Below are 14,736 nucleotides of genomic sequence, written 5' to 3'. Positions count from 1 at the left end.
GTGGCTGACTGGCGGGCCTACATCCGGAACACGCCGAACTTCATGTCGCCGATGGGCGCGTTGAGGCTGGCGGACAGGCCCAGGCCGAGCACGGTGCGCGTCTGCGCCGGGTCGATGACGCCATCGTCCCAGAGCCGCGCGCTGGCGTAGTACGGATGGCCCTGATGCTCGTACTGGTCGCGGATGGGCTGCTTGAACGCCTCTTCCTCATCGGCGCTCCACTTGCCGCCGCGCCCCTCGATGCCATCGCGCCGCACCGTAGCCAGCACGCTGGCCGCCTGCTCGCCGCCCATCACCGAAATCCGCGCGTTCGGCCACATCCACAGGAAGCGCGGCGAGTAGGCCCGGCCGCACATGCCGTAGTTGCCGGCGCCGAACGAGCCGCCGATGATGACCGTGAACTTCGGCACCTGCGCCGTGGCCACGGCGGTCACCATCTTGGCGCCATTGCGGGCAATGCCTTCGTTCTCGTACTTGCGGCCGACCATGAAGCCGGTGATGTTCTGCAGGAACACCAGCGGGATCTTGCGCTGGCAGCACAACTCGATGAAGTGCGCGCCCTTGAGCGCCGACTCCGAGAACAGGATGCCGTTGTTGGCGATGATGCCGACCGGGTAGCCCCAGATCCGCGCGAAGCCGCAGACCAGCGTGGTGCCGTAGCGTGCCTTGAATTCGTCGAATTCCGAGCCATCGACGAGGCGGGCGATGACCTCGCGCACGTCGTAGGGCTTGCGCGTGTCGGTGGGGATCACGCCGTAGAGTTCTTCGGTGGGATACAGCGGCGGCGCCGGCTCGTGCAGGCGGATCTGGTCCGGCTTGCGCCGGTTCAGGTGCTGGACGATATTGCGCGCCAGCGACAGCGCGTGGTGGTCGTTCTGGGCGAAGTAGTCGGCCACGCCGGACAGCCGGGTGTGGACGTCCGCGCCGCCCAGGTCCTCGGCGCTGACTTCCTCGCCGGTGGCCGCCTTCACCAGCGGCGGGCCGCCCAGGAAGATCGTGCCCTGGTCCTTGACGATGATCGACTCGTCGCTCATCGCCGGCACGTAGGCGCCGCCGGCCGTGCAGGAACCCATCACCACGGCGATCTGCGGGATGCCCTTGGCGGACAGGTTGGCCTGGTTGTAGAAGATGCGGCCGAAGTGGTCGCGGTCCGGGAAGACATCGTCCTGATTGGGCAGGTTGGCGCCGCCCGAATCGACCAGATAGATGCACGGCAGGTTGTTCTCTTCGGCGATTTCCTGCGCGCGCACGTGCTTCTTGACCGTGATCGGGTAGTAGGTGCCGCCCTTGACCGTGGCGTCGTTGCAGACAATCACGCACTCCTGCCCGGCCACCCGGCCGATGCCGGTGATGATGCCGGCGCCCGGCGCGGCGTCGTCGTACATCTCGTACGCGGCCAGTTGGGACAGCTCCAGGAACGGCGTGCCCGGATCGAGCAGTTGCTGCACGCGGTCGCGCGGCAGCAGCTTGCCGCGACCCAGGTGCTTGGCGCGGGCGGCTTCGCCGCCGCCTTCGGCCAGTTTGGCGATGCGGGCCTTGAGGTCCGCCACCAGCGCCTGCATGGCCTCGGCGTTGGCCTTGAAGGCTTCCGAGCGTGCGTTCAGTTTGGTTTCCAGCGTGGGCATGTCTCGTCCTGTTCTTTGTCTCGTTCCCGCTTACCGCTTCCCTGCAACCTGCTAGCTCCTTTCCTGCCCGAGCATCTCGCCATCGACATAGAGCCAGCGCGGCGTCTCCCCGGCCTCGCGCGGCTCGAACACAAAGCGGCTGCGCTCATGCAGCCGCCACGCGCGGCCACCCACCTTGTAGCGGGCGACGAATTCGACGATGGCGTGGGTGTCGTCCTGCTGGGCGTGGGCCTTGACCGTCAGCCCGAGCCAGCGCGTCTCGCGCTCCGGGGCCAGGTCGTTCGGGCAGGTGGTGGCGTGCCAGGTCTGGCGCAGCCAGTCCACCAGCCCCTTGACGTAGGCGCTGTAGCGCGAGCGCATCAGCGCCTCGGCGTTCGGCGGCAGCGCCTCGCCGCGATGAAAGCGCCCGCAGCACGCGGCGTAGTCGGCATGGCCGCACGGGCAAGGCTCGGGACCGGCGCGCTGAGGGCGGCTTGGACTCATCCGATCAGCTCCGGCAGTTGGCGCATGTCAGTGAAGATGGCGCGTGCGCCGGCTTCGCGCAGCTCGCGGGCATCGTTCAGCGCGGCGTAGCCGAGCACGGTCATGCCCGCCGCCACGCCGGCCGTCACGCCGGTGGGGCTGTCTTCCACCACCACGCAGCGCGACGGATCGACACTCATCGTGCGCGCGGCCAGCAGGTAGACGTCCGGCGCCGGCTTGCTGCGCTCGACCTCGGTGGAGGAGAAGATGTGCTCGCGCGTGTCCTGCTGGAACAGCTCGACCAGCCCGGTGCGCGTCAGTTGCAGCTTCACCTTGATGCGGTCCGCGCCGGAAGCCACGCACACGGGCAGGCCGCGCGCGGTGATGGCCTCGATGGCCTCGCGCACGTGCGGCACGGCCACCACCTCGGCCTCCAGCACCTGGTTGCGGCGCGCGAGCCACGTCGACAGCCAGTTCTCGGGCAGCGGCTTGCCCAACCGGCGTTCGATGTTCCCCAGCTCGTCGCGCACGGCGCGGCCGAGGAACCAGCGCTTCGACTCCTCCAGCGAGATGGCGATGCCCAGCTCGTTGAGCATCTCGTTGAGCACGCGGTGGACGATGGGCTCGCTGTCGACGAGCACGCCGTCACAGTCGAAGATCACGCAATCGAAGGCGGAGGGCTGCACGGGGGCCTGGGTTGCTGCGGTCATGCGGGTTTCTTTTCCTTGGTGATGTCATTGCCGCCGACGGCGCGCAGCGGGGTCTGTGCCGTCTGCCGCCGGCTCTTGAGGTAGGACTCCACCTGCTCGAAGCGGTCGAAGCCCCAGAACGGCTCCCCGTCGATGATCACGAACGGCGAGCCGAACACGCCCTTGGCCATCGCCACCTCGATCTCGGCCTTGAGCTGGTCCTTGATCTGGTAGCTGGTGGCGCCCTCGTTCATGGCGATGGGGTCGACGCCCAGCGGCTCGGCCAGCTTGGCCAGCTCCGCCGGCTCGGCGATATTGAGGTCATCGACGAACAGCGCCCGGTACACGGCCTTGGCGAACGCCGTGGCCACATCGGCGCCATGGTGGTTCTGCAGCCACAGCACCGCGCGCGCGGCGTGCTGGGTGGGCAGCGGGAAGTGGGTCGGGCGCTTGTAGTCGATGTGGTGGAATTCGGCGGTGCGCTCGAAGTCGCGCCAGCAGTATTCGCCTTTGAGCGGGATGCTCGGCAGCGGCGACGAGCCCGTCGTCTTGAACACCACGCCCAGCAGGATCGGATGCCACGCCACGTAGCGGCCGTACTTCTGCGCGATCTCGTCGATGCGGGTGCTGGCGAAGTAGCCGTAGGGCGAGGAAAAATCGAAGTAGAAGTCGATCGGTGCGGTCATGGCGAAGGGGGCTCCAGGTCAGATTCGCTTGCGTTGGGGTCAGGAACTAGGAACTGCGACGGCGATTGCCAATAGTACAAGTACGATTGCCGATAGTACGCTTCCCGCCCGCGCTCAGCCGAGCGCGCGGGCGATGAGGATCTTCTGGATGTCGCTCGTGCCTTCGTAGATCTGGCACACGCGCACGTCCCGGTAGATGCGCTCGACCGGGAAATCAGTCACATAGCCGTAGCCGCCGAAGACCTGGATGGCGTCCGAGCAGACCGCCTCGGCCATCTCGCTGGCGAACAGCTTGGCCATGGCGGCTTCCTTCAGGCACGGGCGGCCGGCATCCTTGAGCGCCGCCGCGTGCCAGACCATCTGGCGCGCCACGTCGATGCGGGTAGCCATGTCGGCCAGCCGGAACTGCACGGCCTGATGCTGGAACAGCGGCTGGCCGAAGCTTTCCCGCTCCTTCGCGTAAGCCAGCGCGGCGTCGAACGCGGCGCGGGCCATGCCGATGCTCTGCGAGGCAATGCCGATGCGCCCGCCTTCGAGCCCGGACAGCGCCATCTTGTAGCCGGCGCCCTCCTCGCCCAGCAGGTTCTCAGCCGGGATGCGGCAGTCCTCGAACACGATCTGGGCGGTATCGGACGAATGCTGGCCGAGCTTGTCCTCGATGCGCGCCACCACGTAGCCGGGCGTGGACGTGGGCACCAGGAAGGCGCTGATGCCGCGCTTGCCAGCAGCCTTGTCGGTCACGGCCATGACGATGGCCACGTCGGCGTGCTTGCCGCTGGTGATGAACTGCTTCACGCCGTTGAGCACGTAGTGGTCGCCGTCACGCCGGGCGGTGGTGCGCAGCGCGGCGGCGTCCGAGCCGACGTGCGGCTCGGTCAGGCAGAAGGCGCCCAGCATCTCGCCGCGCGCCAGCGGGGCCAGCCATTGCTGCTTCTGCGCGTCGTTGGCGAAGGCCATCAGCATGCTGCACACCGGGCAGTTGTTCACGCTGATGACGGTGGAGGTGCCACCATCCCCGGCGGCAATCTCCTCGAGGATCAGCGCCAGCGACAGGTAGTCGAGCCCCGCCCCGCCGAGTTCTTCCGGCACGGCCACGCCGTAGCAGCCGAGCGCGGCCAGTTCCTTGTGCACCGCCTTCGGAAAGGTCTTGTCGCGGTCCCACTGCGCCGCCTGCGGGGCGATGACGTCCTGCGCGAACTGCCGCACGGCATCGCGGATCATTTCCTGTTCGGGAGTCAGCAGCATGGTGTCCGGTGTCCTTTGTCTCCCTCCCCTTACCAGGGGAGCGGGGTGCCGTCGTAGTTGTGGAAGCTGCCGTTGTCGCGCTGGGTCAGGCCGGCCAGCGTGCGGCGCAGGCCGGTCACGCTCTGCTGCGGCGTGAGGTCGGCCTTGGGGCCGCCCATGTCGGTCTGCACCCAGCCGGGATGCAGCGCCACGCAGATCGCATGGCGCGCGTCCAGCGAGACCGCCTTCAGGGCGGCGTTGGCGCCGGCCTTGCTGACGCGGTAGAGCCAGCTGCGGTTGCTGTCCATCGCGCCGATGCTGCCCATGCGCGACGACAGCACGGCCAGCACGCCGCCACGCCCGTGGTTGCCAGTCTCGACGAACGGCAGGATCAGCGGCAGGGCCATCATCGGACCGAGCACGTTGGTGTGCATCACGCCGTCGAAGTCCTCGCGCGTGACCGGTTGCGCGCCTTCGCTGCGCGGGCCGATCACGCCGGCGTTGTAGATCGCCACGTCAAACGACTCGCCATCCAGCTTCCAGCCCAGCCCGGCCAGCGCGCCGGCGTCGGTCAGGTCCAGCTGGTGGGCCTCGGCGCCGAGCGCCTTGAGCGCCGCCACACCCTCGTCGCTGCGGGCGGCGGCGATGACGCGCCAGCCGTCGGCACGGTACTGGCGGACAAACTCGAGACCGAGACCGCGCGAGGCGCCAAGGACGAGGGCTGTGGGCATGGGAGGACTCCTGTCGTGTGGGTAGGCGAGGTTGGAAGGATCAGACGATTTCGATGCCGACCGCCGTGGCCTCGCCGCCGCCGATGCAGAGGCTGGCCACGCCGCGCTTGCCGCCGGTCTTGCGCAGCGCGCCGATCAGCGTGGTCATGATGCGCGCGCCCGAGGCGCCGATCGGATGGCCCAGCGCGCAGGCGCCGCCGTGGATGTTGACCTTGTCGCGCGGAATCTTGAGGTCGTGCATGGCCGCCATCGGCACCACGGCGAAGGCCTCGTTGATCTCGAACAGGTCCACGCTGTCGGTGGTCCAGTCCAGCTTGCGGTAGAGCTTGGCGATGGCTTCCACGGGCGCCGTGGTGAACCAGCCCGGCGCCTGCGCGTGCGAGGTATGGCCGAGCATGCGCGCCAGCGGCTGCAGGCCGAGCGACTTCGCGGTCGATTCGCGCATCATCACCAGCGCGGCGGCGCCGTCGTTGATCGACGATGACGAGGCCGCCGTGATCGTGCCGTCCTTGGCGAAGGCCGGCTTCAGCGACGGGATCTTGTCCACCTTGATGCGGCGCGGGCCTTCATCGGTGTCGATCACCGTGTCGCCGCCCTTGCCCGACACCGTGACCGGCGTGATTTCCCAGCGGAAGGCGCCGCTCTCGGTGGCCTGCTGGGCGCGGCGCACGGACTCCATCGCGAATTCGTCCTGCTGGGCGCGGGTGAACGCGTACTTGGCGGCGCAGTCCTCGCCGAAGGTGCCCATCGCGCGGCCCCCGCCTTTTTCGTCACGAGAGTAGGCATCTTCCAGGCCGTCCAGCATCATGTGGTCATAGATCATGCCGTGACCGATGCGGTAGCCGCCGCGCCCTTTCGGAATCAGGTACGGCGCGTTGGTCATGCTTTCCATGCCGCCCGCGATGGCGATCTCGAACGATCCGGCCAGCAGGCCGTCGAAGACCGTCATCGCCGCGCGCATGCCCGATCCGCACATCTTGTTGACCGTGGTACAGGCCACGTCCAGCGGCAGCCCGGCGCCGAGCGCCGCCTGGCGCGCAGGCGCCTGCCCCTGCCCGGCCGGCAGCACGCAGCCGAACACCACTTCCTGCACCTGCTCCGGCTTCAGGCCGGCGCGCTCCACGGCGGCGCGGATGGCCGCGGCGCCGAGCTGCGGCGCCGTCAGGCTGCTCAACTCGCTCTGGAACGCGCCCATGGGCGTGCGGGCGGCGGATACGATGACGATCGGGTCTTGCATGGTTGTCTCCTGAATACCGGTTCGTACTGTCTTGAAATCAGCGGATCGAAGCCTGCGGGGGGTCGCCGTACTGGCGATAGGCCGCGGCCAGTTGTTCGTGCAATTCCTCATTGCTGCTGGCGGCCATGCCGAGGTCGCGCAGCAGGCCATCGGACACGCCGTAGACCCAGCCATGCACTGTCACGGCCTGGCCACGGTCCCAGGCGTCCTGGAGCACCGTGGTCTGGCAGACGTTGTTGACCTGTTCGATCACGTTCAGCTCGCACAGCCGCGTGTGGGCATCGTCCTCGCGCAGCACCGTGCCGAGGTAGGCGGCGTGCTTGTCGGCCACATCCTGCACGTGGCGCAGCCAGTTGTCGGCCAGGCCGACGCGCTCGCGCTTGAGCGCTACCTTGACGCCACCGCAGCCGTAGTGGCCCACCACGGTGATGTGACGCACCTTGAGCACCTCCACGGCGAACTGGAGCACGGACAGCGCGTTCAGGTCGCTGTGCGAGATCACATTGGCGATATTGCGATGGACGAACACCTCGCCCGGCGCCAGTCCGAGGATCTGGTTGGCCGGCACGCGCGAATCGGAACAGCCGATCCACAGGTACTCGGGTGCCTGCTGGTTGGCCAGGCGCGTGAAGAAGGTGGGGTCTTCCGCGTTGACGCGGTCCACCCAGTCGCGGTTGTTCTTGAACAGTTGCGCGATGGCATCAGTCATGCCGCCCTCCTTGGAAGATCTGTGGGGTGGTCGTCGGCGCCGGGGCCGTAGCGGTGGATAAAGCGGTCTTTACTCTGATAGGCAAAAAAGTCATGGACGTGTCCGGCCATCAGCCGGTCCTTATGGTGCTGCCACATGGCAGCATCGAAGAAATCCTCGTGATGCCGCAGGAAGGCGGCGCGCACGCGTGGGTCGCCGAGCAGGAACGTGCGGAACGTTTCCGGAAAGATGTCGTGCGGACGTACGGTGTACCACACCTCGCCAGACATTTCCTCCTCCTCGTTGCGCGGCTCGGGCACGCGGCGGATGTTGCAATCGGTCAGGTATTCGATCTCGTCATAGTCGTAGAACACCACGCGCCCGTGGCGCGTGACGCCGAAGTTCTTGTAGAGCATGTCGCCCGGGAAGATATTGGCGGCGATCAGTTCCTTGACCGCGTTGCCGTACTCGACGATGCCGTGCTCGACCTGCTCGTCGGTGCCCTCCTGGAGCCACAGGTTGAGCGGCGTCATGCGGCGCTCGATATAGACGTGGCGCACCACGATCTCCTGCCCGCCGTCGCGGCCGCGCTGGTACTCGATCATCGACGGCGCGTGGGCTTCCAGCTCGCGCACCAGCGATTCGTCGAAGCGCGACAGCGGGAAGGCCACGTCGGAGTACTCGAGCGTATCGGCCATGCGCCCGACCCGGTCGTGCTGCTTCACGAGCTGGTACTTCGACTCCACCAGCGCGCGCGTGGTTTCCTTGGGCGGCGCGAAGGCATCGCGGATGACCTTGAACACGTACGGGAACGACGGCAGCGTGAACACCAGCATCACCAGGCCCCGGATGCCGGGCGCGACCACGAACTTGTCCGACGAATGCTGGAGATGGTGGAGGAAGTCGCGGTAGAACAGGTTCTTGCCCTGCTTCTGCAACCCCAGCGCGGTGTAGATCTCCCCGCGCGGCTTGCGCGGCAGGATGTCGCGCAGGAAGGTCACGTAGGCCGATGGAATCTCCATGTCGACCATGAAATAGGCGTGCGAGAACGAGAACAGGATCAGCAGCTGTTCCGGGCGCAGCAGCACGGTGTCCAGCACGAGCTGGCCGGTCGGGCCGTGGATGATCGGGATCGCCAGCGGGTAGGTCTGGTCGCCGTTCAGCACCCGGCCGACGATGACGGCGGCCTTGTTGCGGAAGAACAGCGACGATAGCGCGTGAATCTGGAAGTTCGGCGCAATCCGCGCCTCGCCCAGGTGCTCAGCGAAGGCGCGCACCACGTAGCCGATGTCCCGCGCCAGATCCTCGAACGGCCGCTCCAGCTGGTAGTTGTGCACCATCCGCTCGAAACAGGTGGCCATGCCCTCGCGGCTGCCCGGGTAGTAGGCGCGATAGGTGGGCCGCATCGGCGATTCCTCGTTCTCGATGTACTCGGTCGAGATCGCTGGCCGCACGAAGATGAAATCGTTATTGAAGTACGAGCGGTGCAGGATGCGGGTGCAGACCGAGTTGAAGAAGGTCTCGGCCAGCTCGGGCTGGTGGTGCCTGGTCAGCAGGCCGATGTAGTGCAGCTTGATCTGCTGCCAGATGCCGTCCTCGATCCGCGCGGCGTCGTACTCGTCCTCGAGGATCACCGTGGTCTCGCGCACGCGCTCGTTATAGAACGCGATGCGATCGCGCTGGAGTTGCTGCAGCCCGTGCCAATCCCCTGCCTCGAAACGCAGCTTGGCCGCGTGGCTGACCTCGCGGAACAGCCGGTAGTGCTTGTCGAAGCCGTCCAGCATGGTCCGCGCCACATCGTAGGCAATCTGCGACGAGAGCAGCTTGGGGAAGTGCGACATGTTCGAGGCGGCGGCTGCGGTAAGGGGTCAGGGAATTGTAAAGGGGTTCGCTAGCGTCGGCTGGGTTGACGATAGATCACATTCGATCACATCGTCTCGGCAAACAGCTCCCGGCCGATCAGCATCCGGCGGATCTCCGACGTGCCCGCGCCAATCTCGTACAGCTTGGCATCGCGCCACAGCCGCCCGGTGGGGTAGTCGTTGATGTAGCCATTGCCGCCCAGGATCTGCACCGACTCGCCGGCCATCCACGTGGCCTTTTCCGCCGTGTACAGGATCACCGCCGCGCAGTCCTTGCGGACCTGGCGCACGTGGCCGCTGCCCAGCGAGTCCAGGTTCTTGCCCACGGTATACAAATAGCTGCGCGCGGCCTGGAGCGTGGTGTACATGTCCGCCACCTTGCCCTGGATCAGCTGGAACTCGCCGATGCTCTGGCCGAACTGCTTGCGGTCGTGGATGTACGGCGTCACCACGTCCATGCACGCCTGCATGATGCCGACCGGGCCGCCGGACAGCACCGCGCGCTCGTAGTCGAGCCCGCTCATCAGCACCTTGGCGCCGCCGTTCTCGGCGCCGAGGATGTTCTCCACCGGCACCTCGACGTTCTCGAACACCAGTTCGCCCGTGTGGGAACCGCGCATGCCCAGCTTGTCCAGCTTCTGCGCCACCGAGAAGCCCTTCATGCCTTTCTCGACGATGAAGGCCGTCATGCCGCGCGCGCCGAGGTCCGGCTCGGTCTTGGCGTAGACCACCAGCACGTCGCAGTCCGGCCCGTTGGTGATCCACATCTTGGTGCCGTTCAGCACGTAGCGGTCGCCCCCGGGTCCGCCAACCCTGTCGGCGCGCAACTTCATGCTGACCACGTCCGAGCCCGCGTTCGGCTCGCTCATCGCCAGCGCGCCGATCCAGTCCCCCGACACCAGCTTGGGCAGGTATTTCGCCTTCTGGGCGGCCGAGCCATTGCGGTGGATCTGGTTCACGCACAGATTCGAGTGCGCGCCGTAGGACAGCCCGACCGACGCCGACGCGCGGCTGATCTCCTCCATCGCGATCATATGGGCGAGGTAGCCCATGTTCGCGCCGCCGTACTCCTCGGCCACGGTGATGCCCAGCACGCCGAGGTCGCCCATCTTCTTCCAGGCATCCATCGGGAACTGGTCCGACCGGTCGATCTCGGCCGCGCGCGGCGCCAGTTCGGCCTGCGCCCAACTGCGCACGGAGGCGCGCAGCATCTCGATGTCCTCGCCCAGATCGAATCTCAGGCCTGGCAGTTCGGTCATGTCGGTCTCCTGTCTGTTCGTGTCGGTGTTGTGGGGCGTATTTTATTGACGTTTACGTAAACGTCAATTCCATCCGAAGGCGGATGGCTGAAAGTGCGGCATCAGGCGGTTCTGGTCTTGGGGGCTTCGCCATGTGCCGCTAGCAGCGCCCGGCAATGGCGCTCGTGCTGGTCGATCTCGGCAAGCTGGGCCTGGAGGTCTTCCATCTGGCGCTCCAGAACGTCCCGATGCTGCGACAGGGCGCCCAGGAAACGCTCCAACTGCGGCGCGGTATCGCGTGGCGACTCGTAGAGATCCAGAATTTCGCGAATCTCGTTGAGAGTGAGCCCTAACCTTTTGCCGCGCAGCGTGAGCTTGAGGCGGGTGCGCTCGCGTCCGTTATAGACGCGCTTGCGGCCGCCCGGGCCCTCGCGGTCAGGCGAGAGCAGGCCCTGATCCTCGTAGAACCGGATCGCGCGCGGGGTGACGTCGAACTCGCGCGCGAGGTCGGTAATGGTGTAGGTGGCGGAGGATGGCTGTGCCGGCATGGTGCGCCCAGGAAAGTGAACGGTCGTTCGTTGTACGGTCAAGTTTTGGTCTAAGATGACGAGCAGGCCGCGACGATTGACGTTAACGTTAGCGTCAAGTGCCGCCGCTGACAATGACTGGACAACATGACCCCACAGAGCGCCCGGTGCCCCGCTGCACCCGAAGGCGCCGGATTCGACCGAGACAAGCCCCATGAACGCACTCGAAAGCCAGCTCCACTACCCGTTTGACGAGACCATGCCGGCGCCCGGCACGCGCCAGGAAGTGGCGCCCGGCGTCTACTGGCTGCGCATGCCGCTGCCCTTCGCGCTCGACCACATCAACCTGTGGCTCCTGCGCGACCGCCTGGACGGGCAGGACGGCTGGACCATCATCGACTGCGGCATCACCAACGACATCATCAAGGGGCATTGGGAGACCATCTTCGCCAACGAGCTGGACGGCCTGCCCGTGCTGCGCGTGCTGGTGACCCATTGCCACCCGGACCACGTGGGCCTGGCGCACTGGCTCTGCAAGCACTGGGACGTGCGGCTGTGGATGAGCCTGGGCGACTACATGACCGCGCGCGTGATGTCCGGCGGCAGCGGCGTCGGCTCGAATGCCGGCGGTGACTTCGCGGCGAGCCACTTCGCCCGCCACGGCCTGACCGACCCGGACAACCTCGAAAAACTGCGCGGCCGCAAAGCCTACTATCCGTCGATGGTGCCCGAGGTGCCGACTCAATACCGCCGCCTGATGGACGAGGACACCGTGACCATCGGCGCCGATCCGGCCACGGCCGGCTGGCGCGTGATCACCGGCTTCGGCCATGCCCCGGAGCACGTGGCGCTCTACAACGCCGCCACCAATGTACTGATCTCGGGCGACATGGTGCTGCCGCGCATCTCGACCAATGTCAGCGTGTTCGACATGGAGCCGGAGGCCAATCCGCTCCAGCTCTACCTCGACTCATTGAACAAGTACGAAGACCTGCCGGCTGACGTACTGATCCTGCCGTCGCACGGCCGCCCGTTCCGCAACCTGCATACCCGCATCCGCCAGTTGCAGGAGCACCATGTGGACCGGCTGGCCGAGACGCTGGCCGCCTGCGCCGAGAAGCCGTGCCATGCGCACGACATCGTCGGCGTGATCTTCCGGCGCCAGTTCGACATCCACCAGCTGACCTTCGCGATGGGCGAGGCGCTGGCGCACCTGCACGCGCTCTGGCATCGCGGCCAGCTTGTGCGCGAATGCGGCGATGACGGGATCATCCGCTTCCGGACGGTCTGAGGATCAGAACGGATTAGGACGAGTCAGAACGACTCGGCAAGCGTCCTGAGGTAGCGCACGCCGGCCACGGCGCGGCTGCCGTACCAGGACAGCATCTCGCCATCGACCAGCATCACCGGCCTGCCGATCTGGCGTTCGAGCGCATCGGCATGGTCCTCGGTGAAGCGGTATGGCTCGGTCGAGAGCAGCACGGCGTCCAGCTCGCGCACCAGCGCGTCACTCCAGCGGAAGGTGGGATAGCGCTCGCCGGGCGCATTCGGCCGGCTGCAATCCCCATCGACGCAGGCCGCGAGGTCCGCGCCGTCATCGGGCCAGGTGGCCCAGTACACCAGCGCCAGCATCCTGCTGATATAGGTGGCGCGCGACACCGTCATCCACGGGTCCTGCCAGATCGCGTACAGCACGGTGCGCGCCGGCCAGCGACGGGCGCGGATCGCGTCGAGTTCGGCCTGGAGCGCCTGCGCCAGCCCCTCCGACTGTTGCACTTTGTTGAAAATGCCACCGAGCAGCCGGTACAGCGCGAAGTTGTCCTCGGGCGCGCACGGGTGGGTGACGATCACGTGCGGCACGAAGGTGCGGATCTCGTCCACGGTTTCGCGCCGGTTCTCGTCGATATTGACCACCACGTGGGTCGGCGCCAGCGCCCGCAGCTTGTCCAGCTTGACGTCCTTGGTCCCGCCGACCTTCTCCACCGCCCGCACCGCCGGTTCGGGATGGATGCAGAAGCCGGTGCGGGCCACCATCTGGTCGGCCAGGCCGAGATCGAACAGCAGCTCGGTCACGGACGGCACCAGCGAGGCGATGCGGACCTCGCCACTGGCCGGGTCGTGGGCCTGCCCGAGGGCGTCGGTCCACATCAGGCGTCTCCCCCACCGGCGCGGTCTGCCTTGCGCGGCTTGCGCGGCGCGCGGGCGAACAGCTTGTCGTAGAGCCACAGCGGCATCACGTGCAGGATCGACGCCACCACCCCCATCTGCCACGGAATCACCTTGTAGCGCGTGCCGGCGGCAATCCGGCGGATGGCCTTGCGCGCGAAGACGTCGGCATCCATCAGGAACGGCATGCGGTACGGGTTGTGCGCCGTCATCGGCGTGCGGATATAGCCGGGCGCGATGGTCACCACGCGGATGCGGTGCCGCGCCTGCTCCAGCCGGAGGCTTTCCAGCAGCTTCACCACGGCGGACTTCGAGGCGCTGTAGGCCCCGCCGCCCGGCAGGCCGCGCACGCCGGCCACGCTGGCGATACCGACCAGCGTGCCGCGCCAGCCGCCGACGCCGGGCGCGCGCTCGCGCATCGGGTGCAGGAAAGGCTGGAAGGTGGTCAGGGTGCCGAACCAGTTGGTGTCCATGACCAGGCGGAAGTCGTCCAGGTCCTCGCGCTCGCTGGCCACGGTGCCCACGGAGATCCCCGCGTTGGCGATCACCACATCGGGGCAGCCGAAATGGTCGAGAAAATCGGTGGCGGCGGCGTGCATGGCGTCCGCATCGCGTACATCGGCCGCATAGATGCGCACGGCGTTGGGGTTGGGCAGGGAGGCGGCGAAGTCGCGCAGGGCCTCTTCGCGCCGGCCCACCAGCCCGAGCACGGCGCCCTGCGCCGCGTAGGCGCGCGCCAGCGCCTGGCCGATGCCGCTCGATGCGCCGGTAAGGAAGACTTTCAGGGGTCGCATCGGATCAATATAGTGAATTCGGAGGGAGAACGGCCCGGATCAAGCAAAACGGCCCGGCACGCTTCTCGCGCACCGGGCCGTCGGGGTCATGCCGCGCGGATCAGAGCTTCTTCGCGCGCACGCCCGTGACCAGGAAATCCATGGCCTGGATGGCAGCCGGCTTGGTGCCGGCAATGCTCGGGGAGGTCTCGTACTTGCCCTGCACCACCACGGTCGGCACACCCTCGATCTTGTACGAATCGGCGATCTTGTTGGCGCGCTGGGCGTTCGTGGTCACCGTGAACGAGTTGTAGGTATCGAGCCACTGCTTGCGATCGATGCCGTTCTTGGCCATGAAATCGGCGATTTCGTCGGTGCTCAGCATGCGCTTGCGGTCCTTGTGGATCGCCTCGAACACCTTGCCGTGCAGGGCGTCCAGCTTGCCCAGCGACTCCAGCGCATAGAAGATCTTGGTGTGCGGCAGCAGGTCGTCGCGGAAGGCTACCGGCACGCGCTTGAACACCACGTCCTTGCCCTGCTTGCTGACCCAGGCTTCCAGTTCGGGCTCGAAGTCGTAGCAGTGCGGGCAGCCGTACCAGAAGAACTCGGTCACTTCGATCTTGCCCGCCGGTACCGGCTGGGGCGACTTCAGCACCGTGTAGTCCTTGCCCTCGGCCGGTGCGGCCATGGCTGCGGGCGCAGTCATCAGCAGACCGCCCACGGCGGCGACGGTGGCGAGGAAAGCGGCGATTTTCTTCATCTTCGAAGGGCCTTCTGATAGGTCAGAGAGATCAGGGGGATGGCCCGCACGCAGCGAGCCGACCGGTA

15 protein-coding genes are annotated in these 14,736 nt (G+C 66.9%); 1 reads left to right on the top strand and 14 read right to left on the bottom strand.

Annotation, left to right across the window (positions count from 1 at the left end; all coding sequences use genetic code 11):
• Positions 1-17: 17 nt before the first annotated feature.
• From AC1DEL_RS18185 to AC1DEL_RS18135, 11 genes are all read right to left on the bottom strand, one after another.
• The gene (locus tag AC1DEL_RS18185; protein WP_477105391.1) at positions 18-1,625 is read right to left on the bottom strand and encodes a carboxyl transferase domain-containing protein; all 1,608 of its coding nucleotides are present in this window, start codon (positions 1,623-1,625) and stop codon (positions 18-20) included.
• Positions 1,626-1,676: 51 nt separating this feature from the next.
• A complete protein-coding gene (locus AC1DEL_RS18180) occupies positions 1,677-2,108 on the bottom strand; it encodes a YchJ family metal-binding protein (RefSeq protein ID WP_477125852.1) in 432 nt (143 codons plus the stop codon).
• Positions 2,105-2,797, bottom strand: a complete 693-nt coding sequence (locus AC1DEL_RS18175) for an HAD family hydrolase (RefSeq protein ID WP_092291339.1) — start codon at positions 2,795-2,797, stop codon at positions 2,105-2,107. The genes AC1DEL_RS18180 and AC1DEL_RS18175 overlap by 4 nt, the downstream gene beginning before the upstream one ends.
• Complete coding sequence (locus AC1DEL_RS18170) at positions 2,794-3,462, bottom strand: 2-hydroxychromene-2-carboxylate isomerase (protein WP_092291337.1); 669 nt, start codon at positions 3,460-3,462, stop codon at positions 2,794-2,796. Before AC1DEL_RS18170 ends, AC1DEL_RS18175 begins: the two co-directional genes overlap by 4 nt.
• A gap of 114 nt (positions 3,463-3,576) precedes the next feature.
• Positions 3,577-4,707, bottom strand: a complete 1,131-nt coding sequence (locus AC1DEL_RS18165; protein WP_477105393.1) for an acyl-CoA dehydrogenase family protein — start codon at positions 4,705-4,707, stop codon at positions 3,577-3,579.
• 29 nt (positions 4,708-4,736) lie between these two features.
• A complete protein-coding gene (locus AC1DEL_RS18160) occupies positions 4,737-5,417 on the bottom strand; it encodes an SDR family oxidoreductase (protein WP_092291333.1) in 681 nt (226 codons plus the stop codon).
• A 40-nt stretch (positions 5,418-5,457) separates the two neighbouring features.
• Positions 5,458-6,654, bottom strand: a complete 1,197-nt coding sequence (locus tag AC1DEL_RS18155; protein ID WP_092291331.1) for an acetyl-CoA C-acetyltransferase — start codon at positions 6,652-6,654, stop codon at positions 5,458-5,460.
• 37 nt (positions 6,655-6,691) lie between these two features.
• Positions 6,692-7,363, bottom strand: a complete 672-nt coding sequence (can, locus tag AC1DEL_RS18150) for a carbonate dehydratase (RefSeq protein ID WP_092291329.1) — start codon at positions 7,361-7,363, stop codon at positions 6,692-6,694.
• Complete coding sequence (aceK, locus tag AC1DEL_RS18145; RefSeq protein WP_477125851.1) at positions 7,360-9,183, bottom strand: bifunctional isocitrate dehydrogenase kinase/phosphatase; 1,824 nt, start codon at positions 9,181-9,183, stop codon at positions 7,360-7,362. The genes can and aceK overlap by 4 nt, the downstream gene beginning before the upstream one ends.
• Before the next feature lie 86 nt (positions 9,184-9,269).
• A complete protein-coding gene (locus AC1DEL_RS18140; RefSeq protein ID WP_441591451.1) occupies positions 9,270-10,463 on the bottom strand; it encodes an isovaleryl-CoA dehydrogenase in 1,194 nt (397 codons plus the stop codon).
• 101 nt (positions 10,464-10,564) lie between these two features.
• On the bottom strand, positions 10,565-10,990 hold the full coding sequence (locus AC1DEL_RS18135; RefSeq protein WP_092292091.1) for a MerR family transcriptional regulator: 426 nt from the start codon (positions 10,988-10,990) through the stop codon (positions 10,565-10,567).
• A 193-nt stretch (positions 10,991-11,183) separates the two neighbouring features.
• Between AC1DEL_RS18135 and AC1DEL_RS18130 the strand changes: the two genes are divergently transcribed.
• Positions 11,184-12,260, top strand: a complete 1,077-nt coding sequence (locus AC1DEL_RS18130; protein ID WP_441591453.1) for an MBL fold metallo-hydrolase — start codon at positions 11,184-11,186, stop codon at positions 12,258-12,260.
• Positions 12,261-12,283: 23 nt separating this feature from the next.
• Here the strand turns inward: AC1DEL_RS18130 and AC1DEL_RS18125 are convergent, their stop codons facing one another.
• The 3 genes from AC1DEL_RS18125 to AC1DEL_RS18115 form a co-directional block, all read right to left on the bottom strand.
• Complete coding sequence (locus AC1DEL_RS18125; RefSeq protein WP_477125850.1) at positions 12,284-13,117, bottom strand: helical backbone metal receptor; 834 nt, start codon at positions 13,115-13,117, stop codon at positions 12,284-12,286.
• Entirely contained in the window at positions 13,117-13,929 is an 813-nt protein-coding gene (locus tag AC1DEL_RS18120; RefSeq protein WP_092291319.1) for an SDR family oxidoreductase, read from the bottom strand. Before AC1DEL_RS18120 ends, AC1DEL_RS18125 begins: the two co-directional genes overlap by 1 nt.
• Positions 13,930-14,029: 100 nt before the next feature.
• Positions 14,030-14,668, bottom strand: a complete 639-nt coding sequence (locus AC1DEL_RS18115) for a thiol:disulfide interchange protein DsbA/DsbL (RefSeq protein WP_477125849.1) — start codon at positions 14,666-14,668, stop codon at positions 14,030-14,032.
• Positions 14,669-14,736: the final 68 nt, after the last annotated feature.

Source organism: Cupriavidus sp. 10L43_2 (assembly GCF_056395265.1).
This window is presented reverse-complemented; position numbering and strand designations above follow the sequence as displayed.